Source organism: Streptomyces sp. NRRL S-337, assembly GCF_000720175.1.
GTDB lineage: Bacteria > Actinomycetota > Actinomycetes > Streptomycetales > Streptomycetaceae > Streptomyces > Streptomyces siderophoricus.
Window position 1 is genome coordinate 37,858 of the sequence record NZ_JOIX01000020.1, and the last position, 17,749, is coordinate 55,606.

Consider the following 17,749-nt stretch of genomic DNA (forward strand, 5'->3'; position numbering starts at 1 on the left):
GGGCGGCACGCCCGTGGCGCGCCGCCCCATCCCGAAGGCCGAAGCCCTGCCTACCGGCTACCGGTAGTTCACGAACTGGAGGGCGAAGTCCAGGTCCTTCCCCTTCAGCAGCTGCTGCACCGCCTGCAGGTCGTCCCGGCTCTTGGAGCTGACCCGCAGCTCGTCGCCCTGCACCTGCGCCTTGACGCCCTTCGGGCCCTCATCGCGGATGATCTTGGCGACCTTCTTCGCGTTGTCCTGCGAGATCCCCTCCTGGAGGGAGGCGAAGATCTTGTACTCCTTGCCCGAGGCCTGCGGCTCACCGGCATCCAGGGCCTTCAGCGAGATCCCGCGCTTGACCAGCTTGGACTGGAAGATGTCGAGCACGGCCTTGACCCGCTCCTCGGCGTTGGCCCGCATTTCGATCTTCTCGCCCGACCATGCGATCGAGGCGTCGACGCCCTTGAAGTCGTAGCGCGTCGAGATCTCCTTGGCGGCCTGGTTGAGTGCGTTGTCGACCTCCTGCCGCTCTACCTTCGAGACGATGTCGAAACTGGAGTCGGCCATGTTGAGTTGGCTCCTCGTGCGTAGATCCGTCAGGGGTGCGGACCGTCCCCGGACCGCTTGCCAAGCCTAGTCACCCGACCAAGATCCAGCGCTCGCGAATCGAGTGGCGAACCACCCCCAGCCATCGGGTATGGTTTACGTCGTTGCCACGGAGCACCGCCGAAAAGCGGCTCTCCCGGCAGCAAACCCCGGCGGTGTGCCCGAGCGGCCAAAGGGAGCAGACTGTAAATCTGCCGGCTCAGCCTTCCCAGGTTCGAATCCTGGCGCCGCCACAGTGAGGAACCCCCTCTCCTGCGAATCAGCAGGGAGGGGGTTTTCTCGTGTGTGCGGGAGCTTCGCGGGGGCGCGCCCCCGCCGCCCCTCAGTGCGCCGCCACCGTCCTCACCGCGTCCGCCACCGGCACATCGCCGCCGATCAGCTCCAGGGTGCGGCCGGTGGTGCGGGGCTCGTCGAGGAGTTCCACCAGGGTGGCCGCCACGTCGTCGCGGGGGACATCGCCGCGGCCGGTGGCGTCGGCCAGGGTGACCAGGCCGGTGCCCGGGTCGTCCGTCAGGCGGCCCGGCCGCAGGATCGTCCAGTCCAGACCGGCCCGGGACCGTACGTCGGCGTCCGCGGCGCCCTTGGCCCGCAGGTACGCGGCGAAGACCGGATCGGTGCCCTCCGGGGGCTCGCGGTCGGCGCCCATCGACGAGATGACCAGGAAGCGGCGCACGCCCGCTGCCTCGGCCGCGTCCGCGAAGAGCGCCGCCGCACCGCGGTCCACCGTGTCCTTGCGTTCGGTGCCGCTGCCCGGGCCGGCACCGGCCGCGAAGACGGCCGCGTCGGCGCCCTCCAGGTGCCGGGCGACGTCCTCGACCGACGCCGACTCCAGGTCGCAGACCACCGGTTCGGCGCCCGCGGCCAGCAGATCGCCGGCCTGCTCCGGCCGGCGGATGATGCCCGCGACCTCGTCCCCGCGCTTGGCGAGCAGCCGCTCCAGCCGCAGCGCGATCTGACCATGTCCACCTGCGATGACAATGCGCATGGTGCCGACCGTACGCCGAAGGTCCGCCGCGGCGCGGGGGACCCGGCCGGGGGAGCGGCGCTTCTCACCGCGTTCTCGAAGGGCGGACCGGCCCCGCGGCGTCAGCGCTGTGACTGCCGGGGAAGTTCCAGCGCCACCTCGGCCGCCGAGTCGCAGTACTCGCGCACCGCGCTGGTCCGGGCCACCACCCGCCCCCGGTGGATCACGATCCGGCTGTACGCCAGCGAGAGCACCCCCGCGATCCGCTCGCCGCGCACCGCCAGCAGCTCCGCCGGGAAGCCCGCCTCGACCCGCACCTCGGGCAGCCCCAGCGTGGTCCGCGCCGCCGAACTCACCGTCTCGTACGCCGCCTCCGGAGTGGCCTCCCCGAGGGACGCCAGGAGGTACGCGGCCTCCAACGGGTCGCCGCGCCCCACCGGGTTCGCCACGTCCCGCAGCGCCCCGCTACCTGCCGCCACCCGCACCCCGGCCGCCCGCAGCAGCCGCACCGGAGCCGGCCGCGACACCCGCGAGCCGTACCGCTCCAGGCCGGTGCAGTCGCCCTGCGGCAGACAGACCACGGTGACGTCGGCCGCGGCCAGTTGCTCGGCGACCCGCGAGGCCACGCTGCGCGGCATCCGGGCCATCCCGGCGCACGGGCCCAGCGCGACGCCGGACCGCAGCCCGCCGGACATCGCCGCGAACCGGGCCAGCCGGGCCGGGTCGTCACCGTCCGTGTGCAGGTCCACCGGGCAGCCGTGCTCCCCGGCCAGCTCCAGGACCGTCTCGACGTACCCGGCCGGGTCGGGGTCCAGGTCCGGGCAGCCGCCGATGACCGAGGCACCCATCTTGACGGCGTCCCGCAGCATCGCCAGCCCGTCGGCCCCGGCGAGCCCGGTCAGCACCCGCGGCACCGCCACCGCCGCCACGTCCGCCAGCCCGCGCAGCGACCGGCGGGCCTGCAGCACCGCCTCCAGCGAGCGCAGGCCCTGCACGTCGCCGATCCTGACGTGGCTCCGGGACGCGGTGGCCCCGTGCCCCAGCTGGAGCAGCGCGGCCTCCGTGGTGCGCCGCTGGACGTCCTCCGGGGAGCCGGAGGCCGGGCCGTCGGAGTCCGCCGTCAGGGCGGTGTCGCAGTGCGCGTGCGGCTCGGCTGGGGCGGGCAGCAGCAGATAGCCGGCCAGGTCGACGCGGGCCCCCTGGGGGGCGAGGCTGCCGGCCGTGCCCACGGCCTCGATGCGTCCGCCGCCGAGCCGCACGTCCACGGTGCGGCCGTCGGCGAGCCGGGCGCCGCACAGGACCAGCGCGCCACCGTCCGACCTGATGTACCGGCCGGGGCCGCCGGGCTTTCCCGGCTGGGGGTGCGGCTGCGGCGAACTGCTCTCGGACATCGCGCTCCTCGAAGCCACGGGCGTGCAAGATCACGCAGCGTTGACCCGAGCGTAGGGCGCCGCCGGGGGAGCTTCGCGCAGGCGCGAAATAGTCGTACCGGTGTGGTGCGCGGGGCCGTTGGGGCGCGGAGCGGATACGGATTTCACGTTTGGCGGCGGGCCGTGTAATGTCTTCATCGCTCGCCCCAATAGCTCAGTCGGCAGAGCGTCTCCATGGTAAGGAGAAGGTCTACGGTTCGATTCCGTATTGGGGCTCTGATGTGTGAGGTTCCCGCCTTCGGGCGGGCACCGCGTGCATCGCAGCGGTGTAGCTCAGTCGGTAGAGCAAGCGGCTCATAATCGCTGTGTCACCGGTTCAAGTCCGGTCACCGCTACTAACAGTAGCCGATTGTGGGGTCGGTCCTTCGATCGGCTACTCTTTTCTGCGTTCATCCGTCCATCCGTCCGTCAAGGAGCACTCACGTGGCTGCCACCGACGTCCGCCCGAAGATCACGCTGGCCTGCGTGGAGTGCAAGGAGCGGAACTACATCACCAAGAAGAACCGGCGCAACGACCCGGACCGTCTTGAGATGAAGAAGCACTGTCCGCGCTGCAACTCGCACACCGCGCACCGCGAGACGCGATAACACAGGCTCGTCCGTGAGGCCGTCCCCATTCCTGGGGGCGGCCTCACGGCGTTAGCACCATCAGTACACGGAGGTTGCGAGCCCATGGCGCTCGACCAGTCTTTTGTCGGACGCACGTACCCGCCCACCGACCCGTACGAGGTCGGCCGGGAAAAGATCCGCGAATTCGCCGAGGCGATCGGGGACCCCAACCCCGCCTACACCGACGCGGATGCCGCCAAGGCGCTCGGGTATCCCGATGTGATCGCACCACCGACCTTTGTGTTCGCGATCACTTTCAAGGCCGCGGGGCAGGTTATCGAGGACCCGCAACTGGGCCTGGATTACAGCCGGGTGGTGCACGGCGACCAGAAGTTCGCCTACACCCGGCCGGTGCGCAGCGGCGACCGGCTGGCCGTCACCTCCACGATCGAGGCGATCAAGACCATGGCGGGCAACGACATCATCGACATCCGCGGCGAGGTGCACGACGAGGCGGGCGAACACGTCGTGACCGCCTTCACCAAGCTGGTGGCCCGGCGCGCCGAGGAGGCCTGAGATGACCGCGAAGATCTCTTACGACGACGTCGAGGTCGGCACCGAACTCCCGGCGCAGACCTTCCCCGTGAACCGCGCCACACTCGTCCGCTACGCGGGCGCCTCCGGCGACTTCAACCCGATCCACTGGAACGAGAAGTTCGCCAAGGAGGTCGGCCTGCCCGACGTCATCGCCCACGGCATGTTCACCATGGCCGAGGCGATCCGGGTGGTCACCGACTGGGCCGGCGACCCCGGCGCGGTCGCCGAATACGGCGTGCGCTTCACCAAGCCCGTGATCGTCCCCAACGACGACCAGGGCGCGCTGATCGAGGTCAGCGCCAAGGTCGCGGCCAAGCTCGACGACGACGCCCGCACGGTCCGGGTCGACCTCACCGCGATGAGCGCGGGCCAGAAGGTGCTGGGCATGTCCCGCGCGGTCGTCCGCCTGGCCTGAGCCCGCCGAAGAAGCAGGTCAAGGGGGCGGCAGAAGCGGAGCCGGGGGCGGCCGGACGGGATTGTCCGACCGCCCCCGTACCCTTGTGCGCGTGCAGGAACGCCACGGAGAAGCAAACGCCCCGCTCGCCCCGCTGACCACCTTCCGGCTCGGCGGACCGGCGAACCGCCTCGTCACGGCCACCACCGACGACGAGGTGATCACCGCCGTCCGCGCGGCCGACGACGCCGGCACGCCACTGCTGATCATCGGCGGCGGCAGCAACCTCGTCATCAGCGACAAGGGCTTCGACGGCACGGCCCTGCGCATCGCCACCACCGGCTTCGAGCTGGACGGCACCGCCCTCACCCTCGCCGCGGGCGAGAACTGGTCCGACGCGGTCGCCCGCACCGTCGCGGCCGGACTGGCCGGCGTCGAGTGCCTGGCCGGCATCCCCGGCTCGGCCGGCGCCACCCCGGTGCAGAACGTCGGCGCGTACGGCCAGGAGGTCGCCACCACGATCACCGAGGTCGTCGCCTACGACCGCCGCGCCGGCGAGACCGTCACCCTCAGCAACGAGGAGTGCGGCTTCGCCTACCGCGACAGCCGCTTCAAGCAGCACCCCGACCGCTTCGTGGTCCTGCGGGTCCGCTTCGCCCTGGAGGACGCCGGCGGCCTCTCCGCGCCCCTGAAGTACGCCGAGACCGCCCGCGCCCTCGGCGTCGAGGTCGGCGACCGGGTCCCGCTGGACATCGCCCGCAAGACCGTCCTGGCCCTGCGCGCCGGCAAGGGCATGGTGCTGGACCCCGACGACCACGACACCTGGTCGGCCGGGTCCTTCTTCACCAACCCGATCCTCACCGAGGCAGAGCACGCCGCCTTCCTGGAGCGCGTCCGCGACCGCCTCGGTCCCGACACCGCCCCGCCCGCCTTCCCGGCCGGCGACGGCCTGGTGAAGACCTCCGCGGCCTGGCTCATCGACCGCGCCGGCTTCACCAAGGGCTACGGCAGCGGCCCGGCCCGCATCTCCACCAAGCACACCCTCGCGCTCACCAACCGCGGCGAGGCCACCACCGAGGACCTGCTCGCCCTGGCCCGCGAGGTCCGGGACGGCGTCCACGCGGCCTTCGGCATCACCCTCGTCAACGAACCCGTGACGGTCGGCGTCAGCCTCTAGGCAGGCCGCCAGGGCGCCGCGACGGGCCGCTGAGGCAGTACGAGCCCGCAGGCTCCCCCCGCCGGGCCCCCACGAAGGCCGCCGGCGCCTACGCGGCCAGCCAGGCGTCGATCTCCGCCAGCAGCCGCCGCTGCTCGTCCTCGGGGGCGCGCGAGCCGCGGACGGACTGCCGGGCCAGCTCGGCCAGCTCCGCGTCGCTGAAGCCGTGCGCGGTACGGGCGAGCTCGTACTGCGCGGCCAGCCGGGAGCCGAACAGCAGCGGGTCGTCCGCCCCCAGCGCCATCGGCACCCCGGCGTCGAAGAGCGTCCGCAGCGGTACGTCCTCGGGCTTCTCGTAGACGCCCAGCGCAACGTTGGAGGCCGGGCACACCTCGCAAGTCACCTGGCGCTCGGCCAGCCGGCGCAGCAGCGTGGGATCCTCCGCGGCCCGCACGCCGTGCCCCACCCGGCCGGCGTGCAGATCGTCCAGGCAGTCCCGGACGCTGGCCGGCCCGGACAGCTCACCGCCGTGCGGCGCCGCCAGCAGACCGCCCTCTCGGGCGATCGCGAAGGCCCGGTCGAAGTCCCGGGCGAAACCCCGGCGTTCGTCGTTGGAGAGACCGAAACCGATCACCCCTTGGTCCGCGTAGCGCACCGCCAGCCGCGCCAGCGTCCGGGCGTCCAGCGGGTGCTTCATGCGGTTCGCCGCGATCAGTACGCGGATACCGAGGCCGGTGTCCCGGGAGGCGGTGCGCACCGCGTCCAGGATGATCTCCAGGGCCGGGATCAGCCCGCCCAGCCGGGGCGCGTACGAGGTCGGGTCGACCTGGATCTCCAGCCAGCGCGAGCCGTCCCGGACGTCCTCCTCCGCGGCCTCGTGCACCAGCCGCTGGATGTCCTCGGGCGCGCGCAGGCACGAGCGCGCGATGTCGTACAGCCGCTGGAAGCGGAACCAGCCCCGCTCGTCCGTGGCACGCAGCTGGGGCGGCTCACCGCTGCGCAGGGCCTCGGGCAGATGGACGCCGTACTTGTCGGCGAGGTCCAGCAGGGTCGCGGACCGCATCGAACCGGTGAAGTGCAGGTGCAGATGGGCCTTCGGCAGCCGGCGCAGGTCTCGGGCGGCGGCCCCGTCGCGGGCACGGGAGCTCTCCATTCGAGGATCTTGCCGTATCAGGGCGGCACGCCGGTAGGCCCTTTCCCGAAGGGGTGTCCGGAAGAACGCACGAGCGGGCGGCCGGAACGCGTCCGGCCGCCCGCTCACCTGCCCAAACGGGGAGGTCCTACTTGGCCTCCGCCAGCAGCTTCTGGATCCGGGACACACCCTCGACCAGGTCCTCGTCGCCCAGCGCGTAGGAAAGCCGCAGGTAGCCGGGGGTGCCGAAGGCCTCACCCGGGACGACGGCGACCTCCGCCTCCTCCAGGATGAGCTCGGCCAGCTCCACGCTGCTCTGCGGGCGCTTGCCGCGGATCTCCTTGCCCAGCAGCTCCTTCACCGACGGGTACGCGTAGAACGCGCCCTCGGGCTCCGGGCACAGCACCCCGTCGATCTCGTTGAGCATCCGCACGATCGTCCTGCGGCGCCGGTCGAAGGCGACCTTCATCTCCTCGACGGCCGTCAGATCGCCGGAGACGGCCGCGATGGCCGCCACCTGCGCGACGTTGGAGACGTTGGAGGTGGCGTGCGACTGGAGGTTGGTCGCGGCCTTGATGACGTCCTTGGGGCCGATCGCCCAGCCCACCCGCCAGCCGGTCATCGCGTACGTCTTGGCCACGCCGTTGACGACGATGCACTTGTCGCGCAGCTCGGGCACTACCACCGGCAGCGACGCGAACTGCGCGTCGCCGTAGACCAGGTGCTCGTAGATCTCGTCGGTGAGGACCCACAGGCCGTGCTCCGCGGCCCAGCGGCCGACCGCCTCGACCTGCTCGCGGGAGTAGACCGCACCGGTCGGGTTCGACGGCGAGACGAACAGCAGCACCTTCGTGCGCTCCGTGCGCGCCGCCTCCAGCTGTTCGACGGTCACGCGGTAGCCGGTGGTCTCGTCCGCGACCACGTCGACCGGCACACCGCCCGCCAGCCGGATCGACTCCGGGTAGGTGGTCCAGTACGGAGCGGGCACGATGACCTCGTCGCCCGGGTCGAGGATCGCCGCGAACGCCTCGTAGATCGCCTGCTTGCCGCCGTTCGTCACCAGGACGTTCGCGGCCTCTACCTCGTAGCCCGAGTCGCGCAGCGTCTTCGCGGCGATCGCGGACTTCAGCTCGGGGAGGCCGCCGGCCGGGGTGTAGCGGTGGTACTTCGGGTTGCGGCAGGCCTCCACGGCCGCCTCGACGATGTAGTCGGGCGTGGGGAAGTCGGGCTCACCGGCGCCGAAGCCGATCACCGGGCGTCCGGCGGCCTTGAGGGCCTTCGCCTTGGCGTCGACGGCGAGGGTCGCGGACTCGGAGATCGAACCGACGCGGGCCGAGACCCGGCGGTCGGCGGGGGACGAAACGGAAGGGTTCGCAGCGCTCATACATGCATCGTTGCAGACCTCCGCCGGGCCCGATACGCGGGTTTGCGGGCACCACCCTGGGGGATCGTGTTCGACGCCCGGCCCGGAAACACGTACACTCGCTGACCGTTGGCCCTCAACAGGCAGGCACGGCGAACGCACTTAGTGCAGTCGCTCGCATGCGGTAGGTTGGGGGAACCACAAAGGGTCGTAGCTCAATTGGTAGAGCACTGGTCTCCAAAACCAGCGGTTGGGGGTTCAAGTCCCTCCGGCCCTGCTACACGCACTCTCACCGCAGTGCGTGCACGTGTACGTATGAAATGCACCGCCGTGCGGCAGGGCAGGGCGCGGCACGGCCACGAACCGGATTCAGGTGAGGACGAGTGACGGACGCCCTGGGCTCCATCGACATGCCTGAGCGCGGTCGCTCCGAGGACGAGGCCGCTGAGTCCCAGAAGAAGCCCCGGCGCGGCGGCAAGCGCGGCAAGAAGGGTCCCTTCGCGCGTCTTGCGCTTTTCTACCGCCAGGTCATCGCGGAGCTCCGCAAGGTCGTCTGGCCCACGCGCAGCCAGCTGTCGACGTACACCAGTGTGGTGATCGTCTTCGTTGTCATCATCATCGGTCTCGTAACCGTGATTGACTTGGGAATCAACCGAGTCGTCGGGTACGTCTTCGGCTGATCCCGCGGAGGGCGCCTGCGCGGGCGCCATTTCGCATGTTCAACCCCTTGAAGCCAGGAAGAAGCAGCCACCGTGTCTGACCCGAACCTGAACGACGCCGCCGAATCCGCCGAGACGGCAGCGGCCGACGTTGACGCGGCTGCCTCGGCCGAGGTCGAGGGCGAAGACACCGCGCAGGAGATCGTCGAGGGCGCCGACACCGTCGACGAGCTCGACGCCGAGGAAGCCGCTGCCGGCGAGCCCGCCGAAGAGGCCGCGGTGCACGTCGAGGAGGACGCCGAGGCCACCGCCGAGGTCGCCGAGGACGAGGCCGCCGCCGAGGACGAGGCCGCCGAGGACGAGTCGGCCGAGGAGCAGGAGCCGGTCGACCCGGTGGCCGCCCTCCGCGACGAACTGCGCGGTCTGCCCGGTGAGTGGTACGTCATCCACACCTACGCGGGCTACGAGAACCGCGTGAAGACCAACCTTGAGCAGCGCGCCGTCTCGCTGAACGTCGAGGACTACATCTTCCAGGCCGAGGTGCCGCAGGAAGAGGTCGTCCAGATCAAGAACGGCGACCGCCGTACCGTCCGCCAGAACAAGCTCCCGGGCTACGTGCTCGTGCGCATGGACCTGACGAACGAGTCCTGGGGCGTGGTCCGCAACACCCCGGGCGTCACCGGCTTCGTCGGCAACGCCTACGACCCCTACCCGCTGACGCTGGACGAGATCGTCAAGATGCTCGCCCCGGAGGCCGAGGAGAAGGCCGCCAAGGAGGCCGCCGCGGCCGAGGGCAAGCCGGCGCCGTCCCGCAAGGTCGAGGTCCAGGTCCTGGACTTCGAGGTGGGCGACTCCGTCACGGTCACCGACGGTCCGTTCGCGACGCTCCAGGCGACGATCAACGAGATCAACGCCGACTCGAAGAAGGTCAAGGGCCTGGTCGAGATCTTCGGCCGGGAGACCCCGGTCGAGCTGTCCTTCGACCAGATCCAGAAGAACTGATCGAGTTCCTCTGATCCGGAGGGCCGCAGGGCCTTTCCGGACCACCAGCCACCGGCCAGGTCAGACGGGCGCCAGCCTGTCTGACCTGTCGGTTTTTGGCCGCGCGACCATACCCGTTATCGTTGTGCGGTATGCCTCCATCCGGATGACCGGATGGACTGGCGAAACACCTCTCACTAGGACCCGGAGAGAGCATGCCTCCCAAGAAGAAGAAGGTCACGGGGCTTATCAAGCTCCAGATCAGCGCCGGCGCCGCAAACCCGGCTCCGCCGGTCGGCCCCGCGCTGGGCCAGCACGGCGTCAACATCATGGAGTTCTGCAAGGCCTACAACGCCGCGACCGAGTCGCAGCGTGGCATGGTCGTGCCGGTGGAGATCACGGTCTACGAGGACCGTTCCTTCACCTTCGTCACCAAGACCCCCCCGGCCGCGAAGCTCATCCTGAAGGCCGCGGGCGTGGAGAAGGGCTCCGGCGAGCCGCACAAGACCAAGGTCGCCAAGATCACCCGCGACCAGGTCCGTGACATCGCCACCACCAAGATGCCCGACCTGAACGCCAACGACCTGGACGCCGCCGAGAAGATCATCGCCGGCACCGCCCGTTCCATGGGCATCACGGTCGAGGGCTGATCCCAGCCCCTTTGGCACCCCGTGGCAGGACCAGGCGCTGGTCCGGACCACGACTCCATCCCACTGCATCAGGAGCAGAAGTGAAGCGCAGCAAGACTCTTCGCAACGCGGACGCGAAGATCGACCGGGAGCGTCTGTACGCCCCGCTCGAGGCCGTCCGTCTCGCCAAGGAGACCTCGTCCGCCAAGTTCGACGCGACCGTCGAGGTCGCCATGCGTCTGGGTGTCGACCCGCGCAAGGCCGACCAGATGGTCCGTGGCACCGTGAACCTCCCGCACGGCACCGGTAAGACCGCCCGGGTCCTGGTCTTCGCGACCGGTGACCGTGCTGCGGCCGCGGAAGCCGCCGGCGCCGACATCGTCGGCTCGGACGAACTGATCGACGAGGTCTCCAAGGGCCGTCTGGACTTCGACGCCGTCGTCGCCACCCCGGACCTCATGGGCAAGGTCGGCCGCCTCGGCCGCGTGCTCGGTCCGCGTGGTCTGATGCCGAACCCGAAGACCGGCACCGTCACCCCGGATGTCGCCAAGGCTGTCACCGACATCAAGGGCGGCAAGATCGAGTTCCGCGTGGACAAGCACGCGAACCTCCACTTCATCATCGGCAAGGTCTCCTTCGACGAGACCAAGCTGGTGGAGAACTACGCCGCGGCTCTTGAGGAGATCACCCGCCTCAAGCCGTCCGCCGCCAAGGGCCGGTACATCAAGAAGGCCACCATCACCACCACGATGGGCCCCGGCATCCCGGTGGACAGCAACCGCACCCGCAACCTCCTCGTCGAGGACGAGGCCGTCTGATCTCCTGATCGACGTCTCACAGCGCGCGTAACGCCGTCAGGCCCCGCTCTCCCGCACGGAGGGCGGGGCCTGACGCATGCGGTGTCACCCCTCTGGTCTAAAGTCCTCCCGACGCCCAGTACGGGATTTCTAAGGGGGAGCCCAGTGCGCAGCACGCGTATGACCGCCGTGGTGGCGGGAGTTGTCATGATGGCCGGCCTGACCGCCTGTAACGGCGGCAAGAGCGACGACGCCGGTGGCAGCGGCGGCGGATCGGGCTCCGGCCAGTCCCCGCTCCAGGCCGCGCTGGCGTCGCTGAAGACGGCGGCACAGCAGACGGGCGGCAAGAAGTCCGCCCAGGTCGACGGCACGCTCAAGAACGCCACCTCCACCGCGTCGATGAAGGGCGCGATGGACTGGTCCCAGGGCATGCGGATGAACCTCGACATCACGCAGTCCGCGGGGATGATGGCCGGCAAGCCCGCGAAGGCGGTGTACACGTCCGACGCGATGTACATGAACATGGGCATGCCGATGGGCGGCAAGTCCTGGATCAAGTACGACTACGACGCCCTGGCCAAGAAGATGGGCCCGGCCGGCGCCCTGATCAAGGACCAGATGAACAACAACAACCCGACCCGGGCGATGGAGCTGCTGATCGCCTCCGGCAAGGTCAAGGAGGTCGGCAAGGAGGACGTCCGCGGCACCCAGGCAACCCACTACACCGGCACCCTCTCGATCTCCGAGCTGACCCGCATGCAGTCGAAGAACGTCAGCGAGTCGGACATGAAGGCGCTGGAGCAGCAGCTCAAGGCGTCCGGTGCGGGCCAGGAGGCCATCGACCTGTGGATCGGCTCGGACAACCTGCTGGTCAAGAAGCGTGAGCAGTTGGTCGGCGGCAAGGTTCCGTACGACTCCACGGTCTTCTACTCGGACTACGGCACCAAGGTCCCCGACCAGGTGCCGCCGGCCGGTGACACGGTGGACTTCGACAAGGTCGGCAAGCCGTAAGTGTGCCGTTGAACGGCGGGCGGGGGGCGCGGCCGGCGCCCCCTGTCGGTCGATTTGCCTGACGCGGGCCGCTCCCGTACCGTATGCGGGAAGCCAAAGACCGCTGGTTGTCGCTGCGCGTCCGAACCCCGGGCGTGTGGAGGCCGAAGGATCCGCTAGCTGCGGACGACCTGCGCAGGTGACTGTGGAAGAAAGCTCCCGGGCGTCAGCCTGGTCGAGTTCTCGCCCCGTGCGCCTGCGCCGGGGCGTTTGTTTTGCCCAGCCCCTTCTGCGCGGTCCTCATCACCCGGAAGGAGGCCGAGGCTCATGGCGACGTCCGACAAGATCGCAGCTGTTGAGGAGATCACGGAGAAGCTCCGTAACTCCAACGCGGCTGTTGTGACCTCTTACACCGGACTGACTGTGGCGCAGCTCAAGCAGCTGCGTCGTTCGCTCGGCGAGAACGCTCAGTACCGTGTGGTGAAGAACACGCTGACCAAGATCGCGGCCAATGAGGCCGGGATTCAGCTGGACGAGCACCTCAGTGGCTCGACGGCTGTCGCCTTTGTGACCGGTGACCCGGTCGAGGCGGCGAAGGGTCTTCGTGACTTCGCCAAGGACAACCCCGCTCTCGTCATCAAGGGCGGTGTCCTTGAAGGCAAGGCGCTGTCCGCCGACGAGATCAAGAAGCTTGCGGACCTCGAGTCCCGCGAGGTTCTGCTCAGCAAGCTGGCCGGTGCCATGAAGGGCAAGCAGTCGCAGGCTGCCGCGCTCTTCCAGGCGCTGCCGTCGAAGTTCGTCCGCACCGCGGAAGCGCTTCGCGCCAAGCAGGCCGAGCAGGGCGGTGCCGAGTAATTCGGCTCGCACATTGGCACCCCGCGCCCAGGTACGCCTAGGCCGGGAGGCCACAGCGGGCCCGAACGTACGCCCGCCTCACATGTACATCCGGCACCTGCCGAAATAGTGGAAGGATCGCCCATCATGGCGAAGCTCAGCCAGGAAGACCTGCTCGCGCAGTTCGAGGAGATGACCCTCATCGAGCTCTCCGAGTTCGTGAAGGCGTTCGAGGAGAAGTTCGACGTCACCGCCGCCGCCCCGGCCGCCGTCGTCGCCGCCGGTGCCCCGGGTGCCCCGGCCGCCGCCGCCGAGGAGGAGAAGGACGAGTTCGACGTCATCCTCACCGGTGCCGGCGACAAGAAGATCCAGGTCATCAAGGTCGTGCGTGAGCTGACCTCCCTGGGCCTGAAGGAGGCCAAGGACCTCGTGGACGGCACCCCGAAGCCGGTCCTGGAGAAGGTCGCCAAGGACGCCGCCGAGAAGGCCGCCGAGGCCCTCAAGGGCGCCGGCGCCTCCGTCGAGGTCAAGTGACCCCGCTGAGTCTCTGACTCACGTCCGCAGCACCTGAGGTGTAACGGACACCAAGCCAAGGGCGATCACCCATACGGGTGGTCGCCCTTCGGCGTGCTCGCCCGGGCTGCGTTGCCTCCGGCCGGAGTGCGAGTATGGTGATCTTCGTTGCCCGGACGTGCTCCCATGTGACGATCTCGCAGAGGTGGGGGGCCTTGACGAACCGGACGCGGCGCGCAATTCTCGGGACGCGACGCTGAAGCGATCCAGGGTTCGAGGCATGGATCGCCGACGAAGAGGGAAGCATCGGTGTGCGCCACTGGCGCAGGGCTTTCGGCAGGCGCAGGGCATGAGAAGAACAAACGAGGGGCTCCTCCGGTACGACGGAGGACGCGACTTTCCGGAGGGAGAAGATCGGTATCACGGTGCTGAACCGGTCTCCGGAATCTCGCCCTGGACATCAGTGGGCCTTGTGGCTACACTGACCCTTTGCGCTGCCTGTTAGCTGCTCCCTGCCCGTCACCAGGGGCATATCCGAGCCCGAGCAAAGCTGGATGATCCGCCCTGACCTGGGCTTTCCCTCAGTCTGCTCGATTCGGGACCGGTACGCGCGTAGTGAGTCCGAGCCCTCGGAAGGACCCCCTCTTGGCCGCCTCGCGCAACGCCTCGACTGCCAATACGAACAACGGCGACAGCACCGCCCCGCTGCGCATCTCTTTTGCGAAGATCAAGGAGCCCCTCGGGGTTCCGAACCTCCTTGCGCTGCAGACCGAAAGCTTCGACTGGCTGCTCGGCAATGCCGCATGGAAGGGTCGCGTCGAGGCTGCGCTGGAGAGTGGGCAGGAAGTTCCCACCAAGTCCGGTCTCGAAGAGATCTTCGAAGAGATCTCCCCGATCGAGGACTTCTCCGGGTCGATGTCGCTGACGTTCCGCGACCACCGCTTCGAGCCCCCGAAGAACTCCATCGACGAGTGCAAGGAGCGCGACTTCACGTACGCCGCCCCGCTCTTCGTCACGGCGGAGTTCACCAACAACGAGACCGGTGAGATCAAGTCCCAGACGGTCTTCATGGGCGACTTCCCGCTCATGACGAACAAGGGCACCTTCGTCATCAACGGCACCGAGCGTGTCGTGGTGTCGCAGCTGGTCCGCTCGCCGGGCGTGTACTTCGACAGCTCCATCGACAAGACGTCCGACAAGGACATCTTCTCCGCCAAGATCATCCCGTCCCGGGGTGCCTGGCTGGAGATGGAGATCGACAAGCGCGACATGGTCGGTGTGCGCATCGACCGCAAGCGCAAGCAGTCCGTCACCGTCCTGCTCAAGGCGCTCGGCTGGACCACCGAGCAGATCCTCGAGGAGTTCGGCGACTACGAGTCCATGCGCGCCACCCTGGAGAAGGACCACACCCAGGGCCAGGACGACGCGCTGCTGGACATCTACCGCAAGCTGCGTCCGGGCGAGCCCCCCACGCGTGAGGCCGCGCAGACGCTGCTGGAGAACCTCTACTTCAACCCGAAGCGCTACGACCTCGCCAAGGTCGGCCGCTACAAGGTCAACAAGAAGCTCGGTGGCGACGAGCCGCTGGACGCCGGTGTGCTCACCACCGACGACATCATCGCCACGATCAAGTACCTGGTGAAGCTGCACGCCGGCGAGACCGAGACGATCGGCGAGTCCGGGCGTTCGATCGTCGTCGAGACCGACGACATCGACCACTTCGGCAACCGTCGTCTGCGCAACGTCGGCGAGCTCATCCAGAACCAGGTCCGCACGGGTCTGGCCCGTATGGAGCGCGTCGTGCGCGAGCGCATGACCACCCAGGACGTCGAGGCGATCACGCCGCAGACCCTGATCAACATCCGGCCGGTCGTCGCCTCCATCAAGGAGTTCTTCGGCACCAGCCAGCTGTCCCAGTTCATGGACCAGACCAACCCGCTGTCGGGTCTGACCCACAAGCGCCGTCTGTCGGCGCTGGGCCCGGGTGGTCTCTCCCGTGAGCGGGCCGGCCTGGACGTCCGTGACGTTCACCCGTCGCACTACGGCCGCATGTGCCCGATCGAGACCCCTGAAGGTCCCAACATCGGTCTCATCGGCTCGCTGGCCTCCTACGGCCGGGTCAACGTCTTCGGCTTCATCGAGACCCCGTACCGCAAGGTCGTCGACGGTCAGGTCACCGAAGAGGTGGACTACCTCACCGCCGACGAGGAGGACCGCTTCCTCATCGCGCAGGCCAACGCGAAGCTCTCCGAGGACATGCGGTTCTCCGAGCAGCGTGTGCTGGTCCGCCGTCGTGGCGGCGAGGTCGACCTCGTCCCCGCCGACGAGGTGGACTTCATGGACGTCTCGCCGCGCCAGATGGTGTCGGCCGCGACCGCCATGATCCCGTTCCTCGAGCACGACGACGCCAACCGCGCGCTCATGGGATCGAACATGATGCGCCAGGCCGTTCCGCTGATCAAGGCGGAGTCGCCGCTGGTCGGCACCGGCATGGAGTACCGCTGCGCGGTCGACGCCGGCGACGTCATCAAGGCGGAGAAGGACGGTGTGGTCCAGGAGGTCTCCGCGGACTACATCACCGTCGCCAACGACGACGGCACGTACACCACGTACCGCGTCGCCAAGTTCACCCGCTCCAACCAGGGCACCTCCTTCAACCAGAAGGTCGTCGTGGACGAGGGCGCGCGGGTCATCGAGGGCCAGGTCCTCGCCGACGGTCCGTCCACGGACCAGGGCGAGATGGCGCTCGGCAAGAACCTGCTCGTCGCGTTCATGCCGTGGGAGGGCCACAACTACGAGGACGCGATCATCCTGTCGCAGCGCCTCGTGCAGGACGACGTCCTCTCCTCGATCCACATCGAGGAGCACGAGGTCGACGCCCGTGACACCAAGCTCGGCCCCGAGGAGATCACCCGGGACATCCCGAACGTCTCCGAGGAGGTCCTCTCCGACCTCGACGAGCGCGGCATCATCCGGATCGGTGCCGAGGTCGTCGCCGGCGACATCCTCGTCGGCAAGGTCACGCCCAAGGGTGAGACCGAGCTGACCCCGGAGGAGCGCCTGCTCCGCGCGATCTTCGGTGAGAAGGCGCGCGAGGTGCGCGACACCTCGCTGAAGGTGCCGCACGGTGAGATCGGCAAGGTCATCGGCGTCCGCGTCTTCGACCGCGAGGAGGGCGACGAGCTGCCCCCGGGCGTGAACCAGCTGGTCCGCGTCTACGTCGCGCAGAAGCGCAAGATCACCGACGGTGACAAGCTCGCCGGCCGTCACGGCAACAAGGGCGTCATCTCGAAGATCCTGCCGGTCGAGGACATGCCGTTCCTGGAGGACGGCACCCCGGTCGACATCATCCTCAACCCGCTGGGTGTCCCGTCCCGAATGAACCCGGGACAGGTCCTGGAGATCCACCTCGGCTGGCTCGCCAGCCAGGGCTGGAAGGTCGAGGGCGGCGAGGAGTGGCAGCAGCGGCTCCAGGCGATCGGCGCCGACGACGTCGCGCCGCGCACCAACGTCGCGACCCCGGTCTTCGACGGTGCGCGCGAGGACGAGCTCGCCGGCCTCTTCGAGTCGACGCTCCCCAACCGCGACGGCGAGCGGATGGTCAAGAGCACCGGCAAGGCCCAGCTCTTCGACGGCCGCTCCGGTGAGCCGTTCCCGGACCCGATCTCGGTCGGGTACATGTACATCCTCAAGCTCCACCACCTGGTCGACGACAAGCTGCACGCCCGCTCGACCGGTCCGTACTCGATGATCACCCAGCAGCCGCTGGGTGGTAAGGCCCAGTTCGGTGGCCAGCGCTTCGGTGAGATGGAGGTGTGGGCGCTGGAGGCTTACGGCGCCGCATACGCCCTCCAGGAGCTGCTGACGATCAAGTCCGACGACGTCACCGGCCGCGTGAAGGTCTACGAGGCCATCGTCAAGGGCGAGAACATCCCGGAGCCCGGCATCCCCGAGTCCTTCAAGGTCCTCATCAAGGAGATGCAGTCCCTGTGCCTCAACGTGGAGGTGCTGTCCTCGGACGGCATGTCCATCGAGATGCGCGACACCGACGAGGACGTCTTCCGCGCTGCGGAGGAGCTCGGCATCGACCTGTCCCGGCGCGAGCCGAGCAGCGTCGAAGAGGTCTGACGGGTCTGGCCGGGATCTCCCCTCACGAGAGATCCCGGCCCCGCCCCG

At 69.0% G+C, this 17,749-nt stretch carries 17 protein-coding genes and 4 tRNA genes; 16 read left to right on the forward strand and 5 right to left on the reverse strand.

The window, feature by feature from the left end; translation table 11 throughout:
- Positions 1 to 57: 57 nt before the first annotated feature.
- Positions 58 to 546 (reverse strand): YajQ family cyclic di-GMP-binding protein, encoded by a 489-nt coding sequence (locus IG62_RS0117135; protein WP_030803080.1) that lies wholly within the window; start codon positions 544 to 546, stop codon positions 58 to 60.
- 190 nt (positions 547 to 736) lie between these two features.
- Here IG62_RS0117135 and IG62_RS0117140 point away from each other — a divergent pair.
- Positions 737 to 818: transfer RNA gene (locus IG62_RS0117140), tRNA-Tyr, on the forward strand.
- Positions 819 to 907: 89 nt separating this feature from the next.
- On the opposite strand, the gene IG62_RS0117145 is transcribed toward IG62_RS0117140, so the two are convergent.
- Together IG62_RS0117145 and IG62_RS0117150 are read right to left on the reverse strand one after the other, a co-directional pair.
- Positions 908 to 1,570 (reverse strand): NAD(P)H-binding protein, encoded by a 663-nt coding sequence (locus IG62_RS0117145; RefSeq protein ID WP_030803083.1) that lies wholly within the window; start codon positions 1,568 to 1,570, stop codon positions 908 to 910.
- A gap of 101 nt (positions 1,571 to 1,671) precedes the next feature.
- Complete coding sequence (locus IG62_RS0117150) at positions 1,672 to 2,940, reverse strand: amidohydrolase family protein (protein WP_030803085.1); 1,269 nt, start codon at positions 2,938 to 2,940, stop codon at positions 1,672 to 1,674.
- Between the two features lie 182 nt (positions 2,941 to 3,122).
- On the opposite strand from IG62_RS0117150, the gene IG62_RS0117155 reads away from it, so the two are divergent.
- From IG62_RS0117155 to IG62_RS0117180, 6 genes are all read left to right on the forward strand, one after another.
- Positions 3,123 to 3,195: transfer RNA gene (locus IG62_RS0117155), tRNA-Thr, on the forward strand.
- Positions 3,196 to 3,241: 46 nt separating this feature from the next.
- Positions 3,242 to 3,314 (forward strand) — tRNA-Met (locus IG62_RS0117160).
- 88 nt (positions 3,315 to 3,402) lie between these two features.
- On the forward strand, positions 3,403 to 3,567 hold the full coding sequence (gene rpmG / locus IG62_RS0117165; protein ID WP_006604855.1) for a 50S ribosomal protein L33: 165 nt from the start codon (positions 3,403 to 3,405) through the stop codon (positions 3,565 to 3,567).
- 84 nt (positions 3,568 to 3,651) lie between these two features.
- The gene (locus tag IG62_RS0117170) at positions 3,652 to 4,104 is read left to right on the forward strand and encodes a MaoC family dehydratase N-terminal domain-containing protein (protein ID WP_030412992.1); all 453 of its coding nucleotides are present in this window, start codon (positions 3,652 to 3,654) and stop codon (positions 4,102 to 4,104) included.
- A gap of 1 nt (position 4,105) precedes the next feature.
- Positions 4,106 to 4,540: a MaoC family dehydratase gene (locus IG62_RS0117175; protein ID WP_030803088.1), complete on the forward strand. Its 435-nt coding sequence runs from the start codon at positions 4,106 to 4,108 to the stop codon at positions 4,538 to 4,540.
- A 91-nt stretch (positions 4,541 to 4,631) separates the two neighbouring features.
- Positions 4,632 to 5,696 carry a UDP-N-acetylmuramate dehydrogenase gene (locus IG62_RS0117180; protein ID WP_030803091.1) on the forward strand — a complete coding sequence of 355 codons (1,065 nt, stop codon included), beginning with the start codon at positions 4,632 to 4,634 and terminating at the stop codon, positions 5,694 to 5,696.
- An 88-nt stretch (positions 5,697 to 5,784) separates the two neighbouring features.
- Here the strand turns inward: IG62_RS0117180 and IG62_RS0117185 are convergent, their stop codons facing one another.
- Positions 5,785 to 6,828 (reverse strand): adenosine deaminase, encoded by a 1,044-nt coding sequence (locus IG62_RS0117185; protein WP_051798176.1) that lies wholly within the window; start codon positions 6,826 to 6,828, stop codon positions 5,785 to 5,787.
- 127 nt (positions 6,829 to 6,955) lie between these two features.
- Positions 6,956 to 8,191, reverse strand: coding sequence for a pyridoxal phosphate-dependent aminotransferase (locus IG62_RS0117190; RefSeq protein ID WP_030803095.1), 1,236 nt, complete (start codon positions 8,189 to 8,191; stop codon positions 6,956 to 6,958).
- Between the two features lie 183 nt (positions 8,192 to 8,374).
- Here IG62_RS0117190 and IG62_RS0117195 point away from each other — a divergent pair.
- The 9 genes from IG62_RS0117195 (at position 8,375) to rpoB (ending at position 17,701) form a co-directional block, all read left to right on the forward strand.
- Positions 8,375 to 8,447 (forward strand) — tRNA-Trp (locus IG62_RS0117195).
- 106 nt (positions 8,448 to 8,553) lie between these two features.
- Positions 8,554 to 8,850: a preprotein translocase subunit SecE gene (gene secE / locus IG62_RS0117200; protein WP_030412997.1), complete on the forward strand. Its 297-nt coding sequence runs from the start codon at positions 8,554 to 8,556 to the stop codon at positions 8,848 to 8,850.
- Between the two features lie 72 nt (positions 8,851 to 8,922).
- A complete protein-coding gene (nusG, locus tag IG62_RS0117205; protein ID WP_030803098.1) occupies positions 8,923 to 9,831 on the forward strand; it encodes a transcription termination/antitermination protein NusG in 909 nt (302 codons plus the stop codon).
- Positions 9,832 to 10,025: 194 nt separating this feature from the next.
- Positions 10,026 to 10,460, forward strand: a complete 435-nt coding sequence (rplK, locus tag IG62_RS0117210) for a 50S ribosomal protein L11 (protein ID WP_030803101.1) — start codon at positions 10,026 to 10,028, stop codon at positions 10,458 to 10,460.
- Positions 10,461 to 10,540: 80 nt separating this feature from the next.
- A complete protein-coding gene (gene rplA, locus IG62_RS0117215; RefSeq protein ID WP_030803104.1) occupies positions 10,541 to 11,257 on the forward strand; it encodes a 50S ribosomal protein L1 in 717 nt (238 codons plus the stop codon).
- A gap of 144 nt (positions 11,258 to 11,401) precedes the next feature.
- A complete protein-coding gene (locus tag IG62_RS0117220; RefSeq protein ID WP_030803106.1) occupies positions 11,402 to 12,247 on the forward strand; it encodes a hypothetical protein in 846 nt (281 codons plus the stop codon).
- Between the two features lie 306 nt (positions 12,248 to 12,553).
- On the forward strand, positions 12,554 to 13,081 hold the full coding sequence (gene rplJ / locus IG62_RS0117225) for a 50S ribosomal protein L10 (protein ID WP_030413003.1): 528 nt from the start codon (positions 12,554 to 12,556) through the stop codon (positions 13,079 to 13,081).
- A gap of 126 nt (positions 13,082 to 13,207) precedes the next feature.
- A complete protein-coding gene (rplL, locus tag IG62_RS0117230) occupies positions 13,208 to 13,594 on the forward strand; it encodes a 50S ribosomal protein L7/L12 (RefSeq protein ID WP_030413004.1) in 387 nt (128 codons plus the stop codon).
- Between the two features lie 624 nt (positions 13,595 to 14,218).
- Complete coding sequence (rpoB, locus tag IG62_RS0117235; RefSeq protein ID WP_030803109.1) at positions 14,219 to 17,701, forward strand: DNA-directed RNA polymerase subunit beta; 3,483 nt, start codon at positions 14,219 to 14,221, stop codon at positions 17,699 to 17,701.
- The last annotated feature ends 48 nt before the right edge of the window (positions 17,702 to 17,749 follow it).